Origin of the sequence: Dermacoccus sp. Ellin185, from assembly GCF_000152185.1 — a bacterium.
GTDB lineage: Bacteria > Actinomycetota > Actinomycetes > Actinomycetales > Dermatophilaceae > Dermacoccus > Dermacoccus nishinomiyaensis.
The window spans coordinates 116,829-142,442 of sequence record NZ_AEIQ01000115.1 but is presented as its reverse complement, the minus strand read 5'-3'; the positions used below and the strand labels follow the sequence as shown (position 1 = coordinate 142,442).

The 25,614-nt window shown below is 69.3% G+C and carries 22 protein-coding genes, 2 pseudogenes and 1 riboswitch; of the genes and pseudogenes, 14 read left to right on the top strand and 10 right to left on the bottom strand.

What is annotated here, in order from left to right:
• Position 1: 1 nt before the first annotated feature.
• The 6 genes and pseudogenes from ureB to HMPREF0321_RS13080 all read left to right on the top strand — a co-directional run.
• Positions 2–298 (top strand): annotated as a pseudogene (ureB, locus tag HMPREF0321_RS17165) (urease subunit beta); the annotation flags it as partial.
• 183 nt (positions 299–481) lie between these two features.
• Positions 482–2,215, top strand: coding sequence for an urease subunit alpha (locus HMPREF0321_RS13100; protein ID WP_370447740.1), 1,734 nt, complete (start codon positions 482–484; stop codon positions 2,213–2,215).
• A gap of 95 nt (positions 2,216–2,310) precedes the next feature.
• A complete protein-coding gene (locus HMPREF0321_RS13095; RefSeq protein WP_175282498.1) occupies positions 2,311–3,075 on the top strand; it encodes an urease accessory protein UreF in 765 nt (254 codons plus the stop codon).
• A 79-nt stretch (positions 3,076–3,154) separates the two neighbouring features.
• On the top strand, positions 3,155–3,919 hold the full coding sequence (gene ureG / locus HMPREF0321_RS13090; protein ID WP_082740464.1) for an urease accessory protein UreG: 765 nt from the start codon (positions 3,155–3,157) through the stop codon (positions 3,917–3,919).
• Positions 3,920–4,123: 204 nt separating this feature from the next.
• Positions 4,124–4,819, top strand: coding sequence for an urease accessory protein UreD (locus tag HMPREF0321_RS13085; protein ID WP_217490556.1), 696 nt, complete (start codon positions 4,124–4,126; stop codon positions 4,817–4,819).
• A gap of 234 nt (positions 4,820–5,053) precedes the next feature.
• Positions 5,054–6,712, top strand: coding sequence for a cytosine permease (locus HMPREF0321_RS13080; RefSeq protein ID WP_006946925.1), 1,659 nt, complete (start codon positions 5,054–5,056; stop codon positions 6,710–6,712).
• Positions 6,713–6,932: 220 nt separating this feature from the next.
• On the opposite strand, the gene HMPREF0321_RS13075 is transcribed toward HMPREF0321_RS13080, so the two are convergent.
• Positions 6,933–7,889, bottom strand: a complete 957-nt coding sequence (locus tag HMPREF0321_RS13075) for a TIGR04222 domain-containing membrane protein (RefSeq protein ID WP_006947032.1) — start codon at positions 7,887–7,889, stop codon at positions 6,933–6,935.
• A 171-nt stretch (positions 7,890–8,060) separates the two neighbouring features.
• Here HMPREF0321_RS13075 and HMPREF0321_RS13070 point away from each other — a divergent pair, with 171 nt between their 5' ends.
• Positions 8,061–8,825 (top strand): ABC transporter permease, encoded by a 765-nt coding sequence (locus HMPREF0321_RS13070; protein WP_006946965.1) that lies wholly within the window; start codon positions 8,061–8,063, stop codon positions 8,823–8,825.
• 394 nt (positions 8,826–9,219) lie between these two features.
• Here the strand turns inward: HMPREF0321_RS13070 and HMPREF0321_RS13065 are convergent, their stop codons facing one another.
• Together HMPREF0321_RS13065 and HMPREF0321_RS13060 are read right to left on the bottom strand one after the other, a co-directional pair.
• Complete coding sequence (locus HMPREF0321_RS13065) at positions 9,220–9,399, bottom strand: hypothetical protein (RefSeq protein ID WP_006947113.1); 180 nt, start codon at positions 9,397–9,399, stop codon at positions 9,220–9,222.
• 242 nt (positions 9,400–9,641) lie between these two features.
• Entirely contained in the window at positions 9,642–11,141 is a 1,500-nt protein-coding gene (locus tag HMPREF0321_RS13060; protein WP_237723854.1) for a UDP-N-acetylmuramoyl-L-alanyl-D-glutamate--2,6-diaminopimelate ligase, read from the bottom strand.
• 451 nt (positions 11,142–11,592) lie between these two features.
• Between HMPREF0321_RS13060 and HMPREF0321_RS13055 the strand changes: the two genes are divergently transcribed.
• Positions 11,593–11,895, top strand: a complete 303-nt coding sequence (locus HMPREF0321_RS13055) for a hypothetical protein (RefSeq protein ID WP_006947131.1) — start codon at positions 11,593–11,595, stop codon at positions 11,893–11,895.
• Positions 11,896–11,964: 69 nt separating this feature from the next.
• Positions 11,965–12,642: a response regulator transcription factor gene (locus HMPREF0321_RS13050; RefSeq protein ID WP_006946951.1), complete on the top strand. Its 678-nt coding sequence runs from the start codon at positions 11,965–11,967 to the stop codon at positions 12,640–12,642.
• Positions 12,643–12,737: 95 nt separating this feature from the next.
• Here the strand turns inward: HMPREF0321_RS13050 and HMPREF0321_RS13045 are convergent.
• The 4 genes and pseudogenes from HMPREF0321_RS13045 to rpmG form a co-directional block, all read right to left on the bottom strand.
• Positions 12,738–13,951: pseudogene (locus HMPREF0321_RS13045) on the bottom strand (IS110 family transposase).
• Positions 13,952–14,207: 256 nt separating this feature from the next.
• Positions 14,208–15,674 (bottom strand): cell wall metabolism sensor histidine kinase WalK, encoded by a 1,467-nt coding sequence (locus tag HMPREF0321_RS13040; protein ID WP_006947137.1) that lies wholly within the window; start codon positions 15,672–15,674, stop codon positions 14,208–14,210.
• Between the two features lie 189 nt (positions 15,675–15,863).
• Positions 15,864–16,577 carry a phosphatase PAP2 family protein gene (locus HMPREF0321_RS15115; RefSeq protein ID WP_006947151.1) on the bottom strand — a complete coding sequence of 238 codons (714 nt, stop codon included), beginning with the start codon at positions 16,575–16,577 and terminating at the stop codon, positions 15,864–15,866.
• A gap of 218 nt (positions 16,578–16,795) precedes the next feature.
• A complete protein-coding gene (gene rpmG, locus HMPREF0321_RS13025) occupies positions 16,796–16,960 on the bottom strand; it encodes a 50S ribosomal protein L33 (protein WP_006946918.1) in 165 nt (54 codons plus the stop codon).
• Positions 16,961–17,199: 239 nt separating this feature from the next.
• Positions 17,200–17,263, top strand: a riboswitch (guanidine-III (ykkC-III) riboswitch).
• A 14-nt stretch (positions 17,264–17,277) separates the two neighbouring features.
• On the opposite strand from rpmG, the gene HMPREF0321_RS13020 reads away from it, so the two are divergent.
• Entirely contained in the window at positions 17,278–17,592 is a 315-nt protein-coding gene (locus HMPREF0321_RS13020; RefSeq protein WP_040015052.1) for a multidrug efflux SMR transporter, read from the top strand.
• Positions 17,593–17,862: 270 nt separating this feature from the next.
• Here the strand turns inward: HMPREF0321_RS13020 and HMPREF0321_RS13015 are convergent, their stop codons facing one another.
• Positions 17,863–18,930, bottom strand: coding sequence for a 3-hydroxyisobutyryl-CoA hydrolase (locus HMPREF0321_RS13015; RefSeq protein WP_006947115.1), 1,068 nt, complete (start codon positions 18,928–18,930; stop codon positions 17,863–17,865).
• Positions 18,931–19,278: 348 nt separating this feature from the next.
• Here HMPREF0321_RS13015 and HMPREF0321_RS13010 point away from each other — a divergent pair, with 348 nt between their 5' ends.
• A complete protein-coding gene (locus tag HMPREF0321_RS13010) occupies positions 19,279–20,199 on the top strand; it encodes a glycerophosphodiester phosphodiesterase family protein (protein WP_217490555.1) in 921 nt (306 codons plus the stop codon).
• Positions 20,200–20,284: 85 nt separating this feature from the next.
• On the opposite strand, the gene HMPREF0321_RS13005 is transcribed toward HMPREF0321_RS13010, so the two are convergent.
• Positions 20,285–20,839: a VOC family protein gene (locus HMPREF0321_RS13005; protein ID WP_040015051.1), complete on the bottom strand. Its 555-nt coding sequence runs from the start codon at positions 20,837–20,839 to the stop codon at positions 20,285–20,287.
• A gap of 248 nt (positions 20,840–21,087) precedes the next feature.
• On the opposite strand from HMPREF0321_RS13005, the gene HMPREF0321_RS13000 reads away from it, so the two are divergent.
• Positions 21,088–21,504 (top strand): ATP-binding protein, encoded by a 417-nt coding sequence (locus tag HMPREF0321_RS13000; RefSeq protein ID WP_006947063.1) that lies wholly within the window; start codon positions 21,088–21,090, stop codon positions 21,502–21,504.
• Between the two features lie 216 nt (positions 21,505–21,720).
• Entirely contained in the window at positions 21,721–22,614 is an 894-nt protein-coding gene (locus tag HMPREF0321_RS12995) for a DUF5926 family protein (RefSeq protein ID WP_006947150.1), read from the top strand.
• A 142-nt stretch (positions 22,615–22,756) separates the two neighbouring features.
• Here HMPREF0321_RS12995 and HMPREF0321_RS12990 read toward each other — a convergent pair whose 3' ends face one another.
• Positions 22,757–24,904 carry a hypothetical protein gene (locus tag HMPREF0321_RS12990; RefSeq protein WP_006946939.1) on the bottom strand — a complete coding sequence of 716 codons (2,148 nt, stop codon included), beginning with the start codon at positions 24,902–24,904 and terminating at the stop codon, positions 22,757–22,759.
• A 58-nt stretch (positions 24,905–24,962) separates the two neighbouring features.
• On the opposite strand from HMPREF0321_RS12990, the gene HMPREF0321_RS12985 reads away from it, so the two are divergent.
• A complete protein-coding gene (locus HMPREF0321_RS12985; protein WP_006946987.1) occupies positions 24,963–25,589 on the top strand; it encodes a TMEM165/GDT1 family protein in 627 nt (208 codons plus the stop codon).
• Positions 25,590–25,614: the final 25 nt, after the last annotated feature.

The window sequence follows — 25,614 nt, the reverse complement described above, 5'->3', positions numbered from 1 at the left end:
CATGTCAGCGAACTCAGGCCGTCGGCCGCAGGACGCAGCCGACGACCCAGCAACCCCCGGGGCCACGAGCGCTCCTGGCGCCATCCGCGTCGCCCCGGGGCACATCTCGCTCAATGCCGATCGTTCAGTGAACGAACGGCTGCGCGTCGTCGTCGAGAACACGGGCGACCGACCGATCCAGATCGGCTCGCACCTGCATCTGCCCGACGCCAACGCGGCCCTCGCATTCGACCGCGAGCTGACGCAGGGCTACCGCCTCGACATCCCGAGCGGCACGTCGGTGCGCTTCGAACCGGGCGTCAGCCGCGAGGTGGCGCTCGTCGCGTTGCGGGGCGAGCGGCGTGTGCCGGGGCTGCAGATCCGCGACACGGCCGCGTCTTTCGGAGACACGTCGCAGGCTGACGCAGGTGGGGCCGGCAAGTCACACGACGACATCGGGCCCGGTGTTACGGTCCCGCGCGGAACGGCGTCCCACCCCGAGGTGCCGGCTGTCCGCCCACGGCCGTCCGAACCGACGACCATCACACGTGACGCCTACGCCGCGCTCTACGGTCCGACGACGGGTGACCAGATTCGTCTCGGCGACACCGACCTGTGGATCGAGGTCGAGCACGACCACACCGTCGGCGGCGAGGAAGCCGTCTTCGGTGGGGGCAAGTCGATCCGCGAGTCGATGGCGCAGGGCCTCACGACCCGCGCGGGCGGGGCGCTCGACACCGTCATCACGAACGTCGTCGTCCTCGACCACTGGGGTGTGGTGCGCGCCGACGTCGGCATCCGTGACGGGCGCATCGTCGCGCTGGGCCGCTCCGGCAACCCCGATGTCGCGGACGGCGTGCACCCGGATCTCCACATCGGCCCGGGCACCGACGTCATCGCGGGGGAGGGCAAGATCCTCACCGCCGGTGGCATCGACATGCATGTGCACTTCCTGTCGACGTCGCAGGTGCACGAAGCGCTCGCGACCGGTCTGACGACGCTCGGTGGCGGTGGTACCGGCCCGTCCGAGGGGTCGAAGGCGACGACGGTGACACCCGGTGCCTGGCACCTCGGGCGCGTCCTGCGCGGCTTGGATCACCTGCCCGTCAACCTGCTGCTCATGGGCAAGGGCAACACCGTGAGCGCCGAGGGCCTCGCCGAGCAGGCGCTCGCGGGCGCGGCAGCGTACAAGGTGCACGAGGACTGGGGCGCGACGCCCGCCGCCATCGACGCTGCCCTGCGCGCGGCCGACGAGCACGGGCTGCAGGTGGCGCTGCACAGCGACTCGCTCAACGAAGCCGGTTACGTCGACTCGACGCTGCGCGCCATCGGCGGGCGCAGCATCCACGCCTTCCACACCGAGGGCGCCGGGGGCGGGCACGCGCCCGACATCATGTCGATCGCGTCGCACCCCAATGTCCTGCCCGGTTCGACGAACCCGACGCTGCCGCACACCGTCAACACGGTCGCCGAGCACCTCGACATGCTCATCGTGTGTCATCACCTCAACCCGGCGGTGGCGGAAGATCTCGCGTTCGCCGAATCGCGCATCCGGGCGACGACGATCGCCGCCGAAGATCTGCTCCACGACATCGGCGCGTTGTCGATGACGAGCTCCGATGCTCAGGCGATGGGTCGCATCGGTGAGGTCATCACGCGCACCTGGCAGGTCGCGCACGTCATGAAGTCACGCTATGGCTCGCTCGGCGAGACGCTGCCGGCCGACAACGAACGTGCCCGTCGGTACGTCGCGAAGTACACGATCAACCCGGCGGCCGCGCACGGCATCGACCATCTCGTCGGGTCGATCGAGCCCGGCAAGCTGGCCGACCTCGTGCTGTGGGAGCCCAAGTTCTTCGGCGTGCGGCCGTCCGTCGTCCTCAAGTCGGGTGCCATCGTGTGGGCTGCCCTCGGCGACCCGAACGCGTCGATCCCGACGCCACAGCCCGTGCTGATGCGCCCGGCGCTCGTGGCGGACGACGCTGCGTCGCTCGCGGTGTCATTCGTGTCGCCGGCGGCTGCAGAGAATGGTCTGCGGGAGTCGCTCGGGTTGCGGCGGGAGGTGGAAGCCGTGCGGCCGACACGCGAGGTGACGAAGGCCGACATGATCAACAACTCGGCGACACCGCGCATCGACATCGACCCCGAGACGTTCGCCATCGCCGTCGACGGTGAGCTCGTCACCCCGCAGCCGGCGACGGAACTGCCGCTCGCGCAGCGGTATTCGCTCTTCTGATCGCCATGTCCTGCTGCGGCTCAGCTCCCACGTCCGACGTCCTGCGTGCAAGTGCACCCGGGTGCAGCTGCACGCAGGGGCGGGGCGGTGGCGTCATGAGGCCCGACGCGGCGACGAACGGCGCGGGGATGGCGAGCCTGCTGCTCGCTGATTCGAGGCTGCCTGTTGGCGGCTACACCGCCTCAGGTGGTCTCGAACCGGCGTTGCTCGGGGGGTTGCCGGTGCACGAGGTGCCGGCCTTCATCGCGATGCGCCTCGCGACGGTGGCGCGGGTCGAAGCCGGGACGGCCGTCGTCGCGTCCGCCGCCGTCCGTCATCTGCGTGCAAGTGCACCCGGGTGCACTTGCACGCAAGGCGGGGATGCCGCCACGCCCGTGCCCATGCCCGAGCCCGCGTTCGCGTCCGAGGACGTCGCGTGGGCCTGGGCGGCCCGCAACCCCGTCGCGGCGGTGCGTGATTCATCGATCGCCCAGGGGCGGGCGATGTTGCGCCTCGTGCACCGGCTGCGTCCTGACGGCCCCGCGGCACAGTGGCTCGAGGGGTTGCCCCGCCCGCTCACCGCCCGCGCCGTGGTCCTCGGCGCTTTCGCCGGCGAGCTGGGCCTCGACGGTGCGTCCGTCGCCCGCGTCGTCGGATATGACGACGTCCAGAGCGTCACCGCCGCCGCGTTGAAGCTCGAACCGCTCGACCCTGTGGATGCCGTGGCCTGGGCGCTCGATTCGGCGCCCCATCTCGACGACCTCGTCGCGGCCTGCGCCGACCTGGTCGCGCCGTACGACATCCCAGTCCATTCCGCACCCCAGCTCGAGGCGTGGCATGCCGCTCACGCCGACACCGAGAGGAAGTTGTTCCGTGTCTGAGATCGCCATGACCTCGCGCCCCGGCAGTGAAGCCACCGCCACTTCCGGCATCGATACGCCCGCCGCCGGACAGGGCGCGATGACGTCCCAGAAGATCACGGTCGGCGTCGATTCGCGCCGTGACGCGGCATCGAATCCATCGCGCCCCATGCGGCTCGGGGTGGCCGGTCCGGTCGGTACGGGCAAGAGTTCGCTCATCGGCATGCTGTGCCGCGAACTCGGCGAGGAGATCTCGCTCGGCGTCATCACGAACGACATCTACACCGACGAAGACGCCCAGATGCTCAGGGCCGCAGGCGTTCTTGACGTCGATCGCATTCGCGCCGTCGAGACCGGGGCATGCCCGCACACCGCGATCCGTGATGACGTCAGCGCCAACCTCGTTGCCGTCGAGGATCTCGCAGCCGACCATCCTGACGTCGAGCTCGTCCTCGTCGAATCGGGCGGCGACAACCTGACGGCGACGTTCTCGCCGGCCCTCGCCGACGCGCAGATCTTCGTCCTCGACGTCGCCGGCGGCGGTGACGTCGTCCGCAAGGGCGGGCCGGGCATCGCACGCGCCGACCTGCTCGTCGTCAACAAGACAGACCTTGCGCCGCATGTCGGGGTCGACGCCGCACTCATGGAGCAGCAGGGCCGTGAGGCTCGTGACGGACGCCCTGTCATCGCGCTGTCGCGCACGGATGCGGCCTCCGTCGAGCGATTGACGGCCTGGGTGCGCGAGGTGCTCGCGGCCTACCAAGGCGGCGGGCACGTCGCGCAGGATCCGGGTCCGATGGCGCCGCATGTCCACGCCGACAGCGAGGGTGAGCACACGCATGACGGCGTCACTCACACGCACTGAGCGACGCGAGCCGTGCGCGGCCTGGGGGCCGAAACACCACATGGCGCCTGGCCGGGTTTCAGTCCTCGCGGAGCAGGAGGCGCGAGCGTGGGCTCCCCGGCCGGCCGGTGGTGAGCGATGAAGCTCCACGTCGAACGAGGCGCCGCGGGCTCAGCCGTTCGGGTCCGTACCCGCTCGAGCCTGCTTGCGCCGCGCATCCTGCGGGTGACGCCGACGTCCGCGCGCGTCGCCCTCGTCGCGACGACGGCTCTGCTGCTCGCGGGTGACGAGGCCGAACTCGACATCGTCGTCGGTGACGGTGTCGCACTCGAGATCGTCGAGGTCGCGGCGACGGTCGCCTACGCCGGGCGTGGGGGAGCGTGTTCCTGGTCGGCGAATTTGAGCGTGGCGGAGGGGGCGTCGCTTCGCTGGCCCGGGGAGCCGTTCGTCGTCGCCACCGACGCCCGCGCCACCCGGACGACTCGTGCGGACATCGCCGACGGTGGGTCGCTCATGCTGCGCGACACCCTCGTCCTCGGCCGCCATGGTGAGGCGGGCGGCGAACTCGTCGCTCGCACGGACATCTCTCATGCGGGGCGCCCGGCGCTCGTCGAGGAGTTTCGCCTCGCAGCCGACGACGACGCGCCCGGCATCCGCGGCGGGCGCCGCGTCGTCGATCAGGTGACGACGCTCGGCGCGGCCGCCATCCTGCAGCGGGCGCCGGGGGCACTGACGCGGGCAGACGCCGCAAAGCCGGCAGCCGCCGCGCCGGAGTCAACGCGCCCGGACTCGACGATGCTGGGCTCGGCGCCGGTGGGTTATGACCTCCCGGTAGGCGTCACGCGCCTCGACCTCTTCGCGCCTGGACGCATCGAACGCTGGCTGGGTGACGACGTCCACCTCAGCCCCTTACGGCGCTGACGGCGGGTCGCCGACGCGTCCGGCCCGCCGACGCCTCGTCCAGTCGCGATGTTGCCCGCTTTTCGCGGCGCGGGTGACCGAAAACGCGGGCAACATCGGGGTAGGGGGCGCAACTCTCGTGAAACATCGTCTCGCATCCGTCGAAACATCGGCTGCCTAGATTCCTGCGTACCGAATGGCGATACCGCCACCTCGGTTGTCGAAACGCAGGACGAGAGCAGAGGGGCGCACAGCATGGCGACGTCGCAACTGGAACCACAGGTCGACGAGCGGGCCACCGCGTCCGCCGTCGGGACCGCGAAGGCGAGGAGCGAGACGCTGGAGGACTACACGCTGCGGTTCGCGCCGCGCAGTTATCGGCGCTGGGCCCCAGGCATCGTCGCGACGTCGGCGCTCGGTGGGATCGCCTACCTCGCCGACTTCTCGATCGGCGCCAACATCGGCATCCAGCACGGCACGACGAACGCGATTCTCGGCATTCTCGTCGCGGCCGCCATCATCTTCGTGACGGGTGTGCCCCTCGCCTACTACGCGGCGCGCTACAACCTCGATCTCGACCTCATCACGCGCGGCAAGGGCTTCGGCTACTACGGCTCGGTGCTGACGAACGTCATCTTCGCGAGCTTCACCTTCATCTTCTTCGCGCTCGAGGGCTCGATCATGGCGCAGGGGCTCAAGCTGGGGCTCGGGGTGCCGCTGTGGGCGGGTTACCTCGTCAGCAGTCTCATGGTCATACCGCTCGTCGTGTATGGAATGAAGGCGCTGAGCAAGTTGCAGGTGTGGACGACGCCGCTGTGGTTGCTGCTCATGGGTGTTCCGCTCGTCTATCTCGTTCAGGCGCACCCCGGCTCGGTCGACACCTTCCTCGACTACAAGGGCGCCCATGGTGGGGGCGTCAGCTTCAGCGCCGTCATGCTCGCCGCAGGTGTCTGCCTCTCGCTCATCGCGCAGATAGCCGAGCAGATCGACTACCTGCGCTTCATGCCCGCGAAGACCCCGGAGAACTCGCGACGCTGGTGGACGGCCGTCATCGTCGCCGGCCCCGGCTGGGTCTTCTTCGGTGCACTCAAGCAGATGATCGGGCTGTTCCTCGCCGTCTACCTCATCGCCAACGTCGCGGGCGGTGCGTCGATCGCCAACGAGCCCGTGCACCAGTTCCTTTCGGCGTACGAGCAGATGATGCCCCACTGGCTCGCGATGACGCTCGCCGTCGTGCTCGTCGTCATCAGCCAGATCAAGATCAACGTGACGAACGCGTACTCCGGCTCGCTCGCGTGGACGAATTCGTTCACCCGCGTGACGAAGCACTACCCCGGCCGCATGGTGTTCGTGCTGTTCAACGTGACGATCGCCCTCGTCATGATGGAGGCGAACATGTTCGACTTCCTCAACGACATCCTGGGCTTCTACGCAAACCTTGCCATCGCGTGGATCGTGACCGTCGCGAGCGACATCATCGTCAACACCTATCTGTTGAAGCTGTCGCCGAAGACTCCCGAATTCCGCCGGGGCATGCTGTACGCGATCAACCCGGTCGGGTTCGTCTCCGTCATCGTCGCGGGGGGCCTGTCGATCGTGGCCTTCTTCGGCGGCCTCGGCAGTGGGTTGCAGCCGTACTCGCCGATCATCGCCGTCGTGCTCTCCGTCGTTCTGCCGCCCGTCATCGCCGTCGCGACGAAGGGTCGCTACTACCTGCGCCGCGACACCGACGGGCTGGCGCACGAGATGTTCGACGAGCACGGCAACCCGTCGGCGGCCGAGATCGACTGCGAGGCCTGCGGCGACGTGTTCGAACGCCCCGACATGCTGGCCTCCGCGACGGGTGACGGTGCTGTCTGCTCGCTGTGCGTCGCGACCGACCGCGACGGTAAGCACGTACTGCCGGCACGGTGACGTGTGGCTTCCGGCGGATGGCTGACGTGAAGCTCCCTGCGTGAGTCAGCGTCGACTTGAGGAGCTGCGAAGGCTGTCGCGCACCCGCTGACGTTGCACGAGGAATGTGCATCTGCCCGAGGAATACGCAGCATGTTCCTCGGGCAGATGCGCATTTCTCATGCAGCTGACGCGGCAGCCGATGGTGCAGGCCTTGATGACGCGGTGGCCGGGCGTAGCGTCAGCTCGAGCAGCTGCTGCCGCCACCGCAACTCGAACCGCACGACGAGCCGCCGCAGGACGAGCCGCCGCCGCACGAACCCGAATTGCACGATCCTGCACTGCCGCAGCAGTTTCCGCCGCTGCACCAGGCGTCACCGGAACCGCCGGAACCGCCGGAATGGCCGGAATGGGTGTCGCACGACCAGTCGGAGCTCGACGTACCCGACGAGCACGTGTACCCGTTCGTACTCGACGGCTCTGCGCCCGAACTCGCCCTCGCGTGACGCTGCATCTCCTCGTCGACGACGTGGTCGCTCAGCCCCCATCCCAGGGCCGCGGTGGCCGGGAACGCGATGAGCAGCGGCCGCGTCCCGTACAGGCCGACGGAGTAGCCGAGCCCGCCGCGCATCGGTGGCTGCGTGAGCCCCGCCGCAGGGCTTGGCACGCGCAACCGTAGCTGCTCCAGGGCCGCAGCCCCGGCCTGCGTGCGGCGCCCCTGCCGTGTGGTGCGGACAGCACGCACGAGGTTGTACGCCCCGAAACACGTGAAGCCCAAGCCGACCAGCACGCCACCCACAGACTTTCCGGTGGCGGCGATGATCGCCATGGCGACCCCGAACAGGGTCATGAACGTCGTCTTCAGGGCCTCGCCCTTGCCGCCTCTGCGCGGCGCATTGAGCAGGCCGCGGCGCACGGCGTCACGCTGCAGTTCGTCGAGCGCCGCACGCACGGCGGGGACGTTCTCGAGGCGTGGCGCGCGGCAACGGACGGCGTCGACGACCGCGCGCTGCAGGGGCGTGACGTCGGCGGGTGGGATCGTCCACGCCTCGAGGCGCCCGTACGCCGTCTGACGCAGATGTCCCCGTTCGAGCAGATCCGCCGTCGCCGCCTGCAGTGCGGCTGCGCGGCCGTTGAGCATGCCGACCTGCTCGGGTGTCATGTCGCGTGCGCCGACGTGGTGCGCCTGGGTCGTCATGGTGTGCTCCTCCCCTTGAAACACATCATGCCCGCCGAACGCATGACAGGAGCGAAACGTCCCGAACACTGGGGCGAGCGTCCCCGCCGGCAGCCGGGCGGTGCGCGACGGGCGAGGCCCCTGGCGTCGTGCGGTGTGCGGAGCGGCGCCGGCGTCGGTGAGAATGGCCGTATGACAACAGGGTTCGGCTGGCACGTCGTCGTCGCCATTGCATGTCTGCTGGTCATGATCCAGGTCGGCTACCGGGCTTCGGGCGTCAAGCTGACGCGGACGTCGCTCGTCGCCGTCGCCCGTGCCTGTGTGCAGCTGACGCTCGCCGCCCTGCTCATCACGAGCGTCGTGCGCTACCTGTGGGCGTCGGTGCTCGCGGTTGCCGTCATGTTCATCGTGGCTGTGCTGACGACGACGAAGCGGTCGGGCGCGACGGACGTGCGGGCTCGGCTCGCTGCGACGCTCGCGATGGCGGCAGGGCTCGTGCCTGTCCTCGTCATCCTCACCGTCAGCGGTGTCGTGCCGATGAAGGGTGTGTCGATCATCCCGACGGCGGGCATCGTCATCGGCAACGTCATGAGCGTGCACACCCTCGTCTCGCGGCGCGCGTTCGACGGGCTGCGCGAGGAGAAGAACATGTATGAAGCGGGGCTGTCGATCGGCATGCTGCCCCGCGACGCGATCAGCGAAGTCATTGCGCGACGCCTCCCCGAGTCGCTCATCCCCGTGCTCGACCAGACACGCACAGCCGGCATGGTGACGCTGCCCGGCGCGTTCATCGGCGTCATGCTCGGCGGCGGATCGGCTGTGCAGGCGGCGACGGCGCAGGTCGTCGTCTCGACGTCGATCCTGGCTGCGCAGGCCGTCACGTCGGCCGTCGAACAGCGCATGATCTGCGCACGGCGGTTGCTGACGCCCCAGCTGCGCGAGACGCTCATCGACTGACGGGATGCCCCATCGCCCGGCTGGCGACTTCCGCCTGACGTCTGGCGTGATCGACGTTCCTCGGCCTCGCACCTGCCGCCGGTGCCGCCCCGGACGTGACGAAGCCCGCGTCACCTGTGGTGAGGTGATGCGGGCTTCGTCGTCGACCACTGCGAGCAGTGGCGCTCGAAGGCTTGTGGCCTTCGAAGCTGACGGCCAGGTAGGCCAAGATCTTTTATAGCAAGTCGATCGACGCCGTCCTGAGTCGGGGTAAGTCCACTCCCTCGTCTGACTGAGGCTGCGCGGGTGGCCGGTGCATCCGTGGCGGCTGCGTCCCTGCGTGACGACGAGCCGTGGTGCGACGGGCTGGCGACGAGAGGCGCGGAGCGACGTACCTGGCGACGAGCGGTCTGCGTCAGTGCGCGGCGACCATGCGGCCGTAGTAGCTGGGGATGCTCTCGTGGCGTTCGAGGCGCACGGGACGGTTGGCCTTGACGATCTGGGCGCCCCACGTGGCGAGGAAGCCGAAGAAGGCGACGACGCCGACGGCGCTGATCGTCATGAGGATCCAGAAGACGGTGTTGAGGTTGTCCATGGGAAACGCTCCTTCTACATCTGTAGTGCTGGTGTCTGATGTGAACACTACGCCTGTAGTAAGAGTGTGGCAAGCGGGGGTGGTGTCACCTCCGACACAATGGGTGCCCGCGCCCGCGCCCGCCGTCCCCTTCTGCGATTCCCGTCCACATCGGCGACCTACGTCCCCCTTCTACGCTTTTCGGTCACCCGTGCACGCCGTTCGTAGAGGTGGACAAGAACCGCAGATGAGGACGGGGGGCGTCAGAGCTCGGCGAGCAGCTCGGTGACGACGGTGGTGTCGTGGAAGTCGACGTCGCCTCCGGGCAGGTGCTGCACGTGCTCGTGGCCCTTGCCCGCGACGACGACGATGTCGCCCGGGCGCGCCTGTGTCAGCGCCTGACGGATGGCGTCGCGGCGGTCGAGGACGATCGTCGTGTTCGACGGATCGGCGCCCGCCATCACCTCGTCGGCGATGGCCTGCGGATCCTCGTCGTACGTGTCGTCGTTCGTGATGATGTTGACGTCCGCGAGACGACTCGCCGCCTCGCCCATCTTCGGGCGCTTCGCCGGGTCGCGCCGCCCCGCTGCGCCGTAGACGCAGATGACACGTCCGCCTTCGCTGCGGACGCCGCCGTCGGCGTGGTCGCGGCCCACGACCGCGCGCGCGACGTCGAGGACGAGTTCGAGGCCGACCTCGGTGTGGGCGTAGTCGACGACGACCTCGAAGCCCTTCGCGGTGGCCGCTGGCACGCGCTCGAAGCGGCCCGGCACCTGTGCCATGTGGGCGACGGCGCCGACGAGGGTGTCGAGCGGCATGCCCATCTCGAGCGCGATCGCGGACGCGCCCGCGACGTTGTGCACGTTGTAGTCGCCGAGCAGCGGCATCTGCAGCTCGATGACGCCGGGGGCGTCGCGTCCGTCGAGGAAGCGCTCGGGCGTCGTCAGCGTGAACGCCGTGCCGCCATCGCTGGGGTGAACCTTCGTGATGCGGTAGTCGGCGTTCTCGCTCACGCCGAACCCGAGCGTGCCGGGCACCTCGGCGACGATGCGCGCTCCGTAGGCGTCATCGACGTTCGTCAGCTTCGGCCCGTCGGTCCACTCGAAGAGGCGCCGCTTCGTCAGGAAGTAGTCCTCCATCGTGCCGTGCAGGTCGAGGTGGTCACGGGTGAGGTTCGTGAACAACGCTGCGGCGTAACGGGTTCCGGCGACGCGGTGGAGGTGGATGCCGTGCGAGCTCGTCTCGAGGACGACGTGCTCGACGCCCGCGTCACGCATCCGCGCGAGGTTGCCCTGCACCTGCGGAGCCTCACCGGTCGTGCGGACGGCCGGCTCGCGTTCACGGCCGACGACGATCTCGGCGGTCGTCAGCAGGCCCGTCTTCTCCTCGCCGTACGCGGCGCTGAGGATGCCGTGCAGGACGTAGCTACTCGTCGTCTTGCCGTTCGTGCCGGTGATGCCGTAGACGGTGACGTCGTGGCTCGGATGCCCGGCCGTCGCGGTGGCGAGGGCGGCGAGCGCGACGCGCGCGTCTGGCACGACGACGGTCGGAGCACCCTCGACGTCACGCTCGGCGACGACAAGGCTCGCCCCGTTCGCGAGAGCCTGCGGCACGAACGTCACACCGTCGACGGTGAATCCGGGGATCGCGACGAACGCGCCACCCGGCTTCGCGGCCCGAGAATCATGGGTGACGGCGTCGATGCCGTCGACGCTCTCGGGCACGCTCGCGCCCAGGATCTTCTCGAGTTCTGCGCGGCTCACATACACCCTGCGAGCCTAACAACGCGTGGCCGAACGCCCGTCGCGCCGCGCGGGGAACGGTGATGTCGTCTGGTGCGTCGCAGTGTGGACATGCTCGAGCGGCGACGTGAGGAGAGGCAGAGTGCAATGGGCGAGATGACTGGCACAAGGCCTCAGGAGGGCGCGGCAACCCGCGGCCGAGAAGCGCGCTTCGGGCCGGAATCGGCGTCGTCAGCGTCGTCGCGGCGATCGTCGGCCACTTCTTGATGCTCGCCGCCCGGTCATGACGATGAGGGCCGTGCTGACCTGCGCCGAACCCGACGGTGCGTGCGTTCGACGCCCGGACCCCTTTGTGTGCAAATGCACCCGGATGCATTTGCACACAAAGGGGATGAGGACGCACCGTTCGCCCCACAGCCACGCCACAGGCGCGCACGAGGTGTCGCCTGGGTGTGACGCGCATCGTCGAGGCATGAACCTCGCCCCGCGCTCACGCTTCACCGACCTCGCCGTCGCCTGGGTCGCCGCCGTCGCCGCGATGTTGGCGCTGGGCACCGTCGTCGGGCAGCTGATCGGCGACGTATGGCCCGCGTCGGCCTGGGGGTCGCTCGCCTCGTCGACGCTGCTCCTCGCGCCCGTCGCACTCGCCATCGGTCTCGCCGGATGCTGGTGGCTGACGCGCCGTCGCGCCGCCGTCGAACCGCTCGAGGTGCTCGGCATCGGGCTTGTCGCGCTGCCCCTCATGCTCGCCGGGTGCTGCATCGTCACGTCCTGACGCATCGCGTCGGCTCACCGGTGTCGTGTAGACCTGGGGCATGACGATCGACGCGCGCGAGGAGGCGGCATGAGGGTTCTGCTCGTCGAGGACGAGAAGCACCTCGCCGACGCTGTCGCGAGCGGTCTGGGGCGTGAGGGATTCGTCGTCGACGTCGCCGGTGACGGCATCACCGGCCAGTGGCTCGGCGCGCAGAACCCGTACGACGTCATCGTCCTCGACATCATGCTGCCCGGCCGCAACGGTTACGACGTGCTCGCCGGGCTGCGCCGCGACGGGGTGTGGGCGCCCGTGCTCATGCTGACGGCGAAGGACGGCGACCTCGATCAGGTCGACGCGTTCGACCTCGGCGCCGACGATTACCTGACGAAGCCGTTCAGCTTTCCCGTGCTCGTGGCGCGGCTTCGGGCGCTCGCGCGACGCGGTGCGCCGGAGCGGCCGACGGTGCTCGACGTCGGCGGGCTGACGATCGACCCGGCGCGCCACGTCGTCATGCGTGGTGACGTCGAGATCTCTTTGACGGCAAAGGAATTCGCGCTGCTGCTCTACCTCGCGCGACGTGGCGGAGAGCCCGCGTCGAAACCTGAGATCCTCGACAACGTGTGGGGCGCCGACTTCGAGGGCAACGACAACGTCGTCGAGGTGTACGTCGGGTATCTGCGTCGCAAGATCGACGCGCCGTTCGGCACCGCCAGCCTCGAGACGGTGCGGGGTCACGGCTACAGGTTGGTTGAGGCGGCGGAGTGACGCTCGCCGAGCGGTGGGCGCCGCAGGGGTGACGCTGAGGCGAGGGGTGGACGCGGCGGGCCGCATCAGGTCGGGGGGTGTCCCTATGGTCTTCGTCAAGCGGCGATCGGTGTGACGGGGCGGCCTGGTTGGTAGGTCGTGCCGTCGCGCAGCATGGCGTACAAGACGTCGCAGCGGCGGCGCGCGAGGCAGATCAGGGCGGCGTTGTGGCGTTTACCTTCAGCTCGTTTGCGGTCGTAGTACGCGCGTGAGGCGGGGTCTTTGAGCGCTGCGAACGCGGCGAGGAAGAACGCTCGTTTGAGGTTCTTGTTGCCCGACCTACTGGGATGCTCACCGCGGATCGAGGTGCCCGAGCGGCGCGTGACGGGCGCAAGCCCGGCTAGGCCGCCAAGTGCCCTGGCGTGGCGAAAGAGGAGGCGTCGCCGACTTCGAGCAGGATGCGCGCACCGGTCCTGACACCCACGCCGGGCATGGACGTCAGGACCTGGGCAAGAGGGTGCGCATCGAGCATTTCCTCCACCTGCGTCGCTGCCTCCGCGCGCTGCGCGAGCAGGCCGGCGAGTTGATCGGCGAGTTTCGGTAGGACGAGGTCAGCAGCCCGCGTGCCCGGCACCGTGACTGTTTGCTCGTCCAAGGCAGTCATGATCGCGTCGACGAACGCTTGGTACTTGCGGGGCGCGCGGGGCTTCGCGACCGCGAGCAGGCGTCGGCGTCCGGCGGTGCGCAAGCCACTGGGCCCACCGAAGCGGGACAGCAACTCAAGGACCGCCGGGTGGTGCAGGCTCCCGCCGATCGCGCGTTCCAGGGCGGGGTGGATCTGGGTCAGCAGGCCGTGGACGCGGTTGGTGACGCGAGTGGTTTCGGCAGCGAGGTCGTCGTCGAACCCGACGATCACTTCGAGGTCGGCCAGCGCGTCGTCACCGACGTCGACACGGCGTAGCGCGTGGGGCAGGGTGCGTGCGGCATCAGCGATGACGTACGCGTCGCGGGCGTCAGTTTTCGCGTTGCCGGGGTGTAGGTCGGCGATTCGGCGCATCGCAAGGCCGGGCAGGTAGGCGACCTGAATATTCATCGAACGGGCGACGGCCACGGGGAGCGCACCGATCGAGGCGGGCTGGTCGACGACGACGAGGACGTCACCGTGCACACTGAGGTCAGTGAGTAGGTCACGGATGCGTTGCTCGTCTTGCGGCAGCGTCTTGTCGTGCAGTCGTTTTCCTGCTGGATCGAGGGCGCAGGCGTGGTGGTGTTCTTTGCCGACGTCGAGGCCGAGGTAGACCGCGTAGGTGCGCTCGGGTAGTCCGTTCATCAGGGCCCTCCTTCGAGGCGGTGCACGGTGTTCAACCCGTGCTGGCCGCGTGGCGGGCGAGGGGTGCCGGCAGCCACGTTACGAAGAGACCTTCATGCTTGAGGCCGTGTCCCTATGAGCGGTCATCCGACGCCACTAGCGCCCGGCGACAACACCCCCCGGATCATGCGTGCGACAGGGGCAGTCAGTCATACCGGGCCTAGCGGCCAGCATCCCCATCATCGGGGACACGAAGAAGGTAACGGGCGTATGAGGCTCAGCCCATCGGCAACCGGAGTGTGAAGCGGCACCATCCGTCGGGTGATTCTTCGGCGACGAGTGTCCCGCCGTGGGCCTGAACGATGGCCCGCGCGATGGCGAGCCCGAGGCCGCTGCCGCCGGCGTCGCGGCTGCGGGCGTCATCGAGGCGGACGAAGCGGCCGAAGATCGCCTCACGATCGCCGGCGTCGAGAACGCTTCCGTCATTGTCGACGGTGAGAACGGCTGTTCCGCGTGCGTCGTCGTCAGAGCGCTCGTTCACTCGGCCCGCCCCGTCCCTGTCCGTGGCCGGCTCGCGGTTGCCGGCATCCTCCACCCGCGTCGTGACGCGCACGGCACTCGTCGCGTGACGCAGCGCGTTGTCGACGAGGTTGCGCACGACCTGCGCGAGGCGCTCGCCGTCAGCGACGACGCGTACGGGCGCGAGGTCGGCGCTTACCACGACCGGCTCGCCGTCACGGGTCGGGGAAGCGCTGCGGGCGCGCAGCACCTCGGTGTGGGCGACGTCGTCGAGATCGACGTCTCGCAGGGTGAGCGCGAGGGCGTCATCGTCGGCCCGTGCGAGGGCGAGCAGCGACTCGACGATGCCTTGCAGCCGCAGCGTCTCGGAGTGGATGACGCGCGTCGATTCGGACGGTTCGGGGTCGGTCTCGGTGAGGGTGCGGATCGTCGCAAGGGGGCTGCGTAGCTCGTGGGAGGCGTCGGAGATGAACGCGCGCTGGCTCGCGTCGGCGGCGTCAAGACGGTCGAGCATCGCGTTCATCGTGATGGCGAGCCGCTCGATCTCGTCGCCCGTCGCGGGCACCGTCACACGTTCGGGACGGTGGGAGGAGCGGATGCGTTCGACGTCGAGACGGATACGTTCGACGGGGGCGAGCGCGCGCCCGACGACACGGTGGATGCCCCAGCCGGTGACGACGAGCAGGCATCCCGCCGTCAGGGCGAGCAGGACGATCGTCGTGTCGACGATCGTGTCCTCGTGGTCGATCGGCGCGGCCGCCACGACCCAGCGCTCGGCGCCGGATCGCGTGTGCGCGGCGAGCGTCACGACGACGTAGTGGTCGCGGTCGCCATCGAGGGTGATCTCCGTGCGACGCGTGCTCTCGGCGGGGCGGGCGAGGGGCGTCGAGGCGTGGGAATCATTGGTCGCGAGCAGCGCGCCCGAGGCGTCGAGCACCTGCACGACCTGGGTGTGGACGCCCGCGGCACGCAACGCTGCGGAGGCGTCATCCGTCGTGCTGAGTTCTTTCGCGACCTGCTGCGCCTCCGTTGTCGCGCTGTCGCCGGCGCTCGAGGTGAGGATCTGCCTCAGCCCGAACGTGAACGCCGCGAGCGCGATGGCGAGTGCGACGAGGGCCGCGACGACGAACGTCGCGACGACCCGCACGCGCAAGCCCCGTACGCGGCGAGGGAGGTGATAATGCACCCCCTCACCGTATGCGGGGCCTGTGGGTGGGGTGGTCATCGATTCGTCCTCGACGTGCGGCAGTGGTGTCGGCCGGTCGACGGCCGGGGCGTCGGTGGGTCGTTGCTCGTATGTCGCTGCCTGGGCCGGGGGTCGTCCGGTGTGGCCCCGGTCGTGAGTGGGATGCTCGCTGGAATGTCGATGCCCGCACCCCGCATTTTCCGGGGCCGCAGGGCGTCGGCGCAGTCGTCAGTGGTCCAACCGGCGTGCGACGAGCGGCGCGAGTGCTGCGCCGACGAGCGCGAATCCGGTGACGAAGACGAGGGAGGCGGTGACGTCGCCGAGGAAGTGAGCGCCGAGGTAGAGGCGCGACGCCGCGACGATGAGCGCGAACGGGATGCCGATAGCGAGGACGAGGCGCGTGGATCGACCGAGCGAGCGAGCCGCGAAGAACGCCCCCGCGACGATGGCTGCGGCGAGCGCGGTGTGGCCGGACGGGAAGCTGTCGCGCGCCGTCTCGTGCACGAGGGCGTGCACCTGATCGGCCGGCGGGCGCGCGCGTGTGAAGACGAGCTTCAGCGACGACGTCGCGAGCCACAGGCCGGCCGTGCTCAGCGCGAAGATGACGGCTGCTCGACGGTGGCGCACGAAGAGCAGCGCCGCGACGATGGCGACGAGCAGCGGGCCGACGATGGGGCCGATGACGACGTCGATGCCGTGCGCGAGGCTGACCAGCGGGCTGAGGCGGTCGTGCGAGAGAGCCGTGTCGAGGCCGAGCTCGCCCGTCGCCGCAGCACCTTCGTGGGTGACGACGGCGCCGAGGCCGAGCCCGCCGGCGACGAGCGTTGCGCCGGCTGCGCCGGCCTTGGCGGTGAGGTGGTGTGCAGCGGGCTCGGCTGCGGGGGCGCGGCGGGCGCCGGTGGTCGGCGAGCGACGGGGGCGGGTGGCGACGACGGACGACATGAATGGCCTCTCTCGGCGCGCGAGCATCCACCGGGTGCTCGCCTGGGTGGTGAATGGTTAGACCTCATCACCGGGTGGCTGAGAAAGAGCTAAGAGAGTGGGTTAGGGCGGGCCTCGGCCATGTGCAGGACCGGGTCTGCCGTTCGAGGAGCGGGGGCGCGCATCAGCCGAGGAGCGAGGTTTCGCTCCTCGGCTGTCTCACGCCTGCTCCTGCGAGGTCAGCGGGCTTCGGCGAACTCGACGATGCGGCGCGCGATCGGGTCGTACTTGCGCAGCACGAGACGGTCGGGCGTCGTGCGGCGGTTCTTGCGCGTCGTGTAGCTGTAGCCCGTGCCCGCGGTGGAGCGCAGGGTGATCTTCGGGCGGTTCGTCGTGCGGGTCATGGTCTTCTCCTTCGTTCGACGGTGGGTTGAACGTCGATGAAGTGAGAATCATTCCCATACAGGCGGGCGTGGCGATGGGGTACGTGGCAATCGCACGAGATGGCGACTGACTCACGAGTAGGCGGACAACTACGTGCCTACGTGTGAGTTACCCGCCATCCTGTGGAAGTTGGCTGCGGTTGCCGGCACACCCCTGGACAGAGCGAAGCGAGGGAGCACCGCTCGTGTGACAAGCTTGCACGAGCTCGTCGATGCGGGCCCGGACGAGGGAGCCGTACCCGGCAGCGCGACAAGACGGCCATCAGGAGTGGTCAGTGATGGCGTGGTTCGTGCTCGTGGTGTCCGGTGCGATGGAGGCCGTCTGGGCGACGGCGCTCGACAAGTCGGGCGGGTTGAGTCGCCTCGGCCCGAGTGTTGTCTTCGCCCTCGGGTGCGCCTTGAGCATGGGTGGTCTGGCCTACGCGATGAAGACCCTCCCTGTCGGAACCGCCTACGCCGTATGGGTTGGCATCGGAGCCGTGCTCACCATCGCCTACGCGATGATGACGGGCGCCGAGTCCGTCTCGATCGTCAAGATCTGCCTCCTGCTCGGCATCATCGGGTGCGTGATCGGACTCAAGCTCGTTCACTGACACGGGCGTGCGTCTGAGCGCTGGCGGGCGTCGTCAAGATGGCGAGTAACTCACGAGTGGGCGGGAAGTTGCGCGCCAACGTGTGAGTTGCCCGCCATCCTGCGCGAGCACCGGGGATGCGACGCGCTCGTGACCATCACAACTGCCTCCATCGGGGGCGGCGTCGCAATGGCCGTTGAATGTGGACAAGAATCGCAGATGGGTGCACGCCAGTGCGAAGACGAGGCCCCGGCTACGCCATGAGTGCCCCACCGGCGTCCCGCCGAGGGCTCAGCCCTCGAACAAGCGCGCGACATCGGCGCCGCTGACCTCGTCGAACGAGGCCTGCGACCACATCGGCTGGCGATCCTTGTCGACGAGTTGCGCGCGCACACCTTCGACGAAGTCGCCGTGTTCGATGAGGCCGCGCGCGAGCACCATGTCCTGAGCGAGCACCTCGTGCACCGAGTCCATGCCCGCCGCGCGCCGCATCGCCTCGACCGTCGCGGCGACAGACAACGGTGAACGCTGCGTCAGCAGGCCGGCCGCCTCACGTGCGGCCTCGACGTCGGACGTACGCAGCGTCTCGAGCACCTCGGACGGCGCGCGCAGATGCTCGCCGGAGCCGAAGGCCTCGTCGATCCAAGCCCGCTGCGCACCGAGAGGTGCATTGCCAGCGGCATCGAAAGACGCGAGCCGCGCAACGGCTGCGTCAGCGTCAGCACCCTCGGCGAGACGCTCGAGAACCGTTGCCCACGAGTCGGATTCGATGACGACGTCACTCAGCCCGACGTAGCAGGCGTCGGCGCCACCAACCGTCGTGCCTGTCAGTGCGAGGTAGGCGCCCGTGCCGCCCGGCGCGCGCGAGAGAAGGTAGAGCGCGCCCACGTCGGGGAAGAACCCGATGATCGTCTCGGGCATCGCGACCTTCGTGCGCTCCGTCGCGACGCGCAGCCCGGCGAACGCCGAGATGCCGACGCCGCCACCCATGACGATGCCGTCTTGATGGCTGACGATGAGCTTCGGGTAGTCGGCGATGAGCGCGTTCATGCGGTACTCGTCGCGGAAGAACTCGAAGGCGCGCTCGCCGTCGCCGTCGACGAACGCTTCACGGACGCTGCGCACGTCGCCACCTGCGCACAGGCCGCGCTCGCCGGCGCCCTCGATCGTGACGGCGGTGACGGAGTCGTCGTCGCGCCACTGCTCCAGCGCAGCGCTCACGGCGTTGACCATGTCGGTCGTGAGCGCGTTGATGGCCTTGGGCCGGTTCAGCAGGATGCGCGCGAGTGAACCGCGACGTGCGACGAGGACGTCCGGCGTCGCGGTCTCGGTGAAATCGTCGGTCGTCGTGTCGGGCATGCGCGCCTCCTCGGGCGGGTGCGGCCAGTGCGGCTGGTGATCCCGGTCACCATAACCTCCACGCCCGACAACCCCGCCATTCCGCGGAAAGGGAGGGAGCGCCGAGCGTGTTGGCCCGTACGAGACGCACCCCCACCCGTCGGAATCGCCAGATCGCTGAGCCTTGCCGGCCGACGCGAGAGGCGCGCCCCGCGGACTGAGCGCCTGCGACGAGCAGCGTGGGGCGGTGGCCCGCCCGCGAGGTGCGTTCACGAATGAGAGCCACGCGCCGAGACCGTAGCGTCCGTGGTGCTGACGAGTGGCGCCTCATTAACCCGCTATTCATGCGCGGGGGGTAGAGATGTAGTGGTGAGTTCGTCGAAGTCTCGTCTTGCCGTTCCGCGCCCGACCAAGGCGCTCGCTGCCGGTTATCGCGCGGCTCGCCCAGCCGTCGCGCCGCTCGATCTGCCGACGCTGTCCGGTGAGCGCCCGCAGGTGGTGGCGCATCGCGGGGCGTCGCACCACGAACCGGAGCACACGCTCGAGGCGTACGAACGCGCCATCCGCGTCGGCGCCGACGCGCTCGAGTGTGACGTCCGGCTGACCGCTGACGGCCACCTCGTCTGCGTGCACGACCGCACGGCGAAGCGGACGTCGAACGGGCGCGGCGCGATCTCGAACCTGGAGCTTGCAAAGCTCGAGGGCCTCGACTGGGGGTCGTGGAAGGCGCGTCTCGAATCTGACGACACCGATGTCGACTGGGAGATCGCCGACCGCAGCGGCTCACACCTGCTCACGTTCAAGGAGTTGCTGCGCACGACGCTCGACGCCGAGCGCCGCGTCGACCTCGCCGTCGAGACGAAGCATCCGTCGAAGCACACCGGACGCGTCGAGAAGGAGCTGGCGCGGGTGCTCGCCGAATTCGGTCTCGACACGCCGGACCCGTCGCGCTGCAACGTCCGCGTCATGTCGTTCTCGCTGCCGGCCGTCTCCCGCATGACGACGCTGGCGCCGCAGGTGCCGCTCGCGTGGCTCATGGAGGGCGTCGTGCCGCAGCGCATCCGCGGAGGCCAGCTGCCGCCCGGCATCTCGATCGCGGCGATGAGCGTCGGCATGCTGCGCCGCAACCCCGGCCTCGTCGCCGAACAGCACGCACGCGGACACGAGGTGCACGTGTGGACGGTCGACGACCCCGACGACATCCAACGCTGCCTGCGCAACGGTGTCGACGCCATCATCACCAACAAGCCCAAGAAGGCGCTCAAAGCTCGAGAGGCGTTCTGGGGCTGAGGGCAGGCGACACGGAGGGAGCCGCAGCCCTGCTGTATCGGGGCGCGTGGGGGTGCGACGCGGTCAGACGTGCTGACGTGGCACATCACCGTGGCTGCGGCATCCAGACCTCCGACTCGGAGTCGTCGGGGCAGTAGTGGCCGTTGGGAATCGTCTGCAGCTCGATGAGCATGCCCCACGGCGCCTTGACGTAGACGCTGCCGTTGCCCGGCGAATCCTCGTACCAGCTGTTGCCGTGCACCTCCGACAGCGCGATGCCCCCGGCGTCGACGAGGCGCTGTAGCGAGCCGTCGATGTCGTCGCAGTAGAAGCTGATGTGATTGAGTCCGAAGTCGGCGAGTCCCGCCGCGGCGCGTTGCTCGCCACTGATCTCGAAGACCTCGAGGCCCGGGCCCTCGCCGATGACGAACATGTGCTGCTTGTGGATCGCGGCGCCCCGCGGCAGCCCGAGCTGCCGCTCGACCTCGTCGCCGCTGCGTGGCTCGTCGTCGGTGCTCAACCCGTCGTAGGCCACCTTCGCGCCGAGACCGTCGACGAAGAAACGCGTGGCGGCCTCGAGATCGGGCACGGTGACGCCGATGTGCTGGATGCCGCGGGGCAGGGGGTGTGATGTGGGTGCGCTGGTGTCGTGGTCGCTCATGTCGTCGACCGTAGGCCCGAGCCGCGCATCCTGCACGCTTCTGTCCAGCTCGGCGGTCATGAAATCGAGCGAAATGGGCGGATACGAGCGGCAGAGCGCTCGAAGTCACCCATTTCGCTCGGATTCGTCGCGGCGCACCCGTGGGGCCGCGCACCCAACCCCACGCCCGTTGCGATGTGTGGCAAGGTTGAACGAACGCTGAACACCACCCCGCCCCGCGAGGTCCGACCGCACGAGGTAGCCACGACATGTCGAGCGACGCCCGCGTCCGCACTGTCCGCCTGGACTGGACGCTCGAATCCGTGCCCAGCATCCGCCGCACCATTGTCGACGACCTCTCCGACGGCGAGATCAGCGACGAAGTCATCGGCGAATGCGAGATCGTCGTCAGCGAACTCGTCACCAACGCCATCCGCCACGCCAAGCCCCTGCCCGACGGCAGCATCCGCGTGCACTGGAAGGTGCGCGCCCCGCGCGTCGAGATCGAAGTGACCGACGGCGGCGGCGACGACATCCCCATGCCCAAACCCAAGAGTGAATGGGTCAACTCTGGCCGCGGCCTGCGCATCGTCCGCTCCCTCGCCCACGAATGGGGCGTCAGCGACGAACGCAACGGCCGCACGGTGTGGGCCAGTTTGGGCGGCCCGTCGCGCAGGCGCGCCTGACCTCGCAAGCTCGGGCAGGCCGCCTCCGCGGCCGCCCGCCCAAACATTTCTCTGCGCGTCTTGCGGCGCATCGGCCTCGCACGCTCGGCAGAGGCGCCCGCTGCGACACGCGTGTGGCCCCAGCCGACGCGGCGCGCGCCTGACGACGTTCCACTACCGCAGCGAGATGACGCATCGCGCCGCCGCGGGCACGCGACATCACTAGACTCATCGACCATGGGTAAGGCTTCACGCCGCAAGGGCAAAGAGAACAAGCGTCCGCTCGATCCGTCGCAGATGCCGGCGCCGTTCGTCGCGCGTCCATTCGAGGGCCTCGCAGGTGAGACGGACTGGGTGGCGATGCGTGAGATCGTCCCGTCGGCGACGGCAAAGGTCACCTTCGAGGTCGACGGGCAGGAGCACGAGGCGGTCATCGCGACGATCCTGCCGATGGCGTGGCCCGGCCTGCGTCGCGAGGACGGCGACATGATGGTGGCGCTGCAGACCGGCGGTGGATCCGGCGACGCGAGCCGCGACGTCGCCGCGCAGCTCATCGCCGTCACGCAGCTCGAGAACGGCCAGCCGCTGCCCGCCCCGCCGCGCGTCAGCGCTGCAACGCCGCGCCTGCAGGACATCATCACGAGCACGACGTTCGAACCGACCGTGCACGAGACGTTCGACTTCTGGATCCCCGAAGAGCACGAGATCGGCGAAGAGGCCTCCGTCTCTATGGAGGACGCCAACGAGTCGATCGCTCCGACCGCGCCGATCGACGGCATCGACTCCGCCTACTGGTGCCTCATCGGCGATCGCGCCTTCATCCGCTGGGTGCTGCCGCACGACGAGAACAAGGCCACCGACGCGCTCGCCCGCCTGTCCGCATCCGGCAAGGCGCGCATGCCGGAGAACGACGACGAAGGCCGCCTCCTCGGCGCGTTCCGTGCGTGCGGCGTGCTGACGCCCGTCTGGGAGGTCGCGACCGACCGCCTGCCCGAGCAGCAGGCCGCGCCGATGGCCGAACTCGCCAAGGCCTTCGACGATGCGTTCGCCTCGCTCGAGACTGAGCCGCTCACCGCCGACGAACGTCGCGCCCGCAACGGCGTCGTCTCGCGGCAGATCACGCTGCGCTGAAGCCCGCCGTCAGATCGCACTGAGCTCGGCTCGCCGCCGGGCAACGAGCGCGGCAGCCTGTACACATCTGCGATTTTCGTCCACATTCGCCTGCCCGCAACGTCCGTTGAGTGTGGACGTAAATCGCAGATGGGTACGGCCGTCAACTCTTCACGGCAGGCACGCGAGGGGCTTCGCTCGTGCGCGGTGATCCGAGGCGCGCCGCGACGATGACGAGCAGCGGCATGATGACGAGCGCCCCGGCGGGCGGGATCGAGGTGCCCGAGTCGTTGGCGAGGAATCCGGCGGCGAGCATGATCGTGATGGCGATGAGGCCGTGCCGCATCATGGGCACGCGCACGAGCAGTGGCTTGAGGAAGCGCCCGGGCCCGTCGGGGAACGCGAGCACGACGATGCACACGACGAGCCAGATCGGCACGCACCAGTAGAACCAATGGGTGTTGAGCATGTGCCAGTTTGCGTACAGCACCCGCTTGATCGGGTTGACCTGCCCGTCGCCGACGAGGCCGGCGAAGATGTCGCCGAGGTGTGTGCGCGCACTCTCGCCGCGCAGGTAGTCGAGCCAGCCGATGACGAAGACGAACGCAGCACCGCCCAACGCGGCGAGCAGCAGTCGCGTCAGCGTGATCCGCCACCCGCGAGCACGCATCGCCAGGTAGATGATCGCGGGCACGAACGCTGCCGAGCCGCCACCCTCGTTGCCCCACTGCGGCACCCCGTTGACGAGGATGGCGGGCACGCCGATCGCGAGCACCGTCAGCAATGCGAGCCGAGGCCGTTTCATCGCGCGATAACGCCCCGCGAGCATCGCCGCGACGAACAGGCATGACGTCATGAACAGCGCGTATCCGACGTTGCCCATCCCGAAGAATCGGCCGCCGTACACCGGCTGCAGCCCGAGCACGCTGACGAGCTGCAGCGGCGATCCCTGCACGGCGTCCATCGCGAGCACCAGCGCGGTGCAGGAGGCGACGAAGACGGCAGGGCCGGGCGTCCAGCGACGCCACGGCCCGAGCAGTGCGAGCGTCGCGATGACGACGATGATGACGACGACGCACCCGCCGAGCCACGCCAACGCATGGTCGTGGAGGTACCAGGCGTAAAGGTTCGCCAGGAAGGTGGCCACCGGCACCGCACCGAGCAGCGCACCCGTCGTCGCCCACCAACCGCGCGCCACCCGCAGCCGGCGCGTCATGACGGCGCGGGCCGCGGCGTCGCCGTCAGCCACGTCACGTCCGCTCCAGGGCCACCAGCGCGCGCGGACCGACAGCCACGCCCCGATGGTGACGGCGAGCGCGCCGAGGGCCGCGACCCAGACGAAGAACGGCCCGACGAGGTTGCGCTCGGTGCGCAGCAGGGTCTGGGTGTTGCGCACCGAGCGCAGTGCGGCGGGCGTCGAGACGGGTTCGATCGACAGGGGGCGCCCCTCGCCGAGCACCGGCGGGCGGGGGGTGCGTTCGAGGACGAACGCGGAGATGTCGGTCGTCGTGACGATCCCGCGCTGACGCGTCTGGCGTGAGCGCAGCATGCCCGAGCCGACCGTCGGCCCGTCGAGCATGATCGCGCGCGGCGATTCGGGGCGTTCGTCGTCGGTGAGGCCGGTTACGAGGACGGTCGTGTCGATGGGTGCCGCGTCGAGCACCTGACGCAGTTGCGCGTCGCTGCGCCCCTCGAGCGAGACGTATGTGACGGGGCACGCGGCGAGGTCAGCGCCGGAGATTCTCGGCCAGTAGTGCGAGACGACGCCCTGACGGTTCGCCGCACCGAGCGTCGCCCGTTCTCCGACGGCGCTGACGCACTGGCCGTCCTTCTCCAGTGTCGAGGTGACGAGCCCCATGCGTGAGGGGATGTTGCGTTTCAGCGCGTCCTTGGCCCACGTGCTCCACTGCGGGTAACGGTAGGTGTGGTGCGTCGCGTCGTACTCGCCTTTCACCGGGGGCGGGCAGAAGTCGTTCGTGCCGGACGCTGCCGCCATCGGCGGGCTGTAGCCGAGCGGGGTGCGTGTACCGGAGCCCAGCGTCACCCATGCCGCGTCGCTGCACGAGTGGTCGCTGATGACGCGGACGAGCTGGTTGCCGACGGCGGCGTGCTGCGACATGTCCCACAGCGTCGGTGTCGTGTCGGGGTTGATGTCGCTCCATGTCAGCCCCGGCATGCCGACGACGACGAGGTTGCCCGGCAGCGCGCGATGCGTGGGGGAGGTGTCGGACTTGGCGACGGAGATGCCAACGGCGAGCGCCGCGAACGTCACGGCGGCGACGAGAGCAGTCACGAGCCACCGACGGAACACCGCTCAAGCGTAGTCGCTGATCCTGGATCCTCGCTGCGACCCGGTAGGCTCGTGGCCCGTGGATCTCGCTCTCGCCCTGACCGTCTTCGCGACGCTGTTCCTCGTCGAACTCCCTGACAAGACCTTCATCGCGACGCTCGTGCTCGCCACCAAGTATCGGCCGCTGTACGTGTGGATCGGCGTCGCGTCCGCGTTCGCGGTGCAGACGGTCGTCGCCGTATTGTTCGGCCGCGCCCTCACCCTGCTGCCGGAGAAGCCGGTGCACGCCGTCGTCGCGCTGCTGTTCCTCGTCGCCGGTTTCGTGCTGATCAAGGGCGCGAAGGAGGCCGATGAGGGTGAGGCGGAGGCCGAGGAGGAGTTCGGTGCCAAGGCCAAGCCGGCCGAGGGGCTCAAGGCGATCGGGGCGAGCTTCCTCATCCTGTTCCTCGCCGAGTGGGGCGACCTGAGCCAGCTCGCGACCGCCGGTTTCGTCGCGCGTGGCGGCAACCCCTGGCTCGTCGGCCTGTCGGCGTTCCTCGCGCTCGCCCTGGTCTCGGCGCTGGGCGCCGTCGCCGGAAAGGCGCTGCTCAAGCGGCTCAGCCTCTCCGCCATCCGCACCGCCGGTGGCGTCGTGTGCCTGCTGTTCGCGGCGCTCATGGTGGCCGCCCTCGCCGGCGTCGAATTCCCGGCCTGGGTGCCGGTCTGATCGACCACGCCCGGTTGCATAGGCT

Excerpts from the sequence above, each read along its gene's own strand:
- HMPREF0321_RS13050 (WP_006946951.1), top strand. The coding sequence starts at position 11,965 with ATGAGGGTTCTGCTCGTCGAGGACGAGAAGCACCTCGCCGACGCTGTC.
- HMPREF0321_RS13005 (WP_040015051.1), bottom strand. The coding sequence starts at position 20,839 with ATGAGCGACCACGACACCAGCGCACCCACATCACACCCCCTGCCCCGC.
- HMPREF0321_RS13070 (WP_006946965.1), top strand. The coding sequence starts at position 8,061 with ATGACAACAGGGTTCGGCTGGCACGTCGTCGTCGCCATTGCATGTCTG.
- HMPREF0321_RS13015 (WP_006947115.1), bottom strand. The coding sequence starts at position 18,930 with ATGCCCGACACGACGACCGACGATTTCACCGAGACCGCGACGCCGGAC.
- rpmG (WP_006946918.1), bottom strand. The coding sequence starts at position 16,960 with ATGACCCGCACGACGAACCGCCCGAAGATCACCCTGCGCTCCACCGCG.
- HMPREF0321_RS13000 (WP_006947063.1), top strand. The coding sequence starts at position 21,088 with ATGTCGAGCGACGCCCGCGTCCGCACTGTCCGCCTGGACTGGACGCTC.
- HMPREF0321_RS13095 (WP_175282498.1), top strand. The coding sequence starts at position 2,311 with ATGAGGCCCGACGCGGCGACGAACGGCGCGGGGATGGCGAGCCTGCTG.
- HMPREF0321_RS13075 (WP_006947032.1), bottom strand. The coding sequence starts at position 7,889 with ATGACGACCCAGGCGCACCACGTCGGCGCACGCGACATGACACCCGAG.
- HMPREF0321_RS15115 (WP_006947151.1), bottom strand. The coding sequence starts at position 16,577 with ATGTCGTCCGTCGTCGCCACCCGCCCCCGTCGCTCGCCGACCACCGGC.
- HMPREF0321_RS13040 (WP_006947137.1), bottom strand. The coding sequence starts at position 15,674 with ATGACCACCCCACCCACAGGCCCCGCATACGGTGAGGGGGTGCATTAT.
- HMPREF0321_RS13080 (WP_006946925.1), top strand. The coding sequence starts at position 5,054 with ATGGCGACGTCGCAACTGGAACCACAGGTCGACGAGCGGGCCACCGCG.
- HMPREF0321_RS13020 (WP_040015052.1), top strand. The coding sequence starts at position 17,278 with ATGGCGTGGTTCGTGCTCGTGGTGTCCGGTGCGATGGAGGCCGTCTGG.
- ureG (WP_082740464.1), top strand. The coding sequence starts at position 3,155 with ATGACGTCCCAGAAGATCACGGTCGGCGTCGATTCGCGCCGTGACGCG.
- HMPREF0321_RS12995 (WP_006947150.1), top strand. The coding sequence starts at position 21,721 with ATGGGTAAGGCTTCACGCCGCAAGGGCAAAGAGAACAAGCGTCCGCTC.
- HMPREF0321_RS13065 (WP_006947113.1), bottom strand. The coding sequence starts at position 9,399 with ATGGACAACCTCAACACCGTCTTCTGGATCCTCATGACGATCAGCGCC.
- HMPREF0321_RS13055 (WP_006947131.1), top strand. The coding sequence starts at position 11,593 with ATGAACCTCGCCCCGCGCTCACGCTTCACCGACCTCGCCGTCGCCTGG.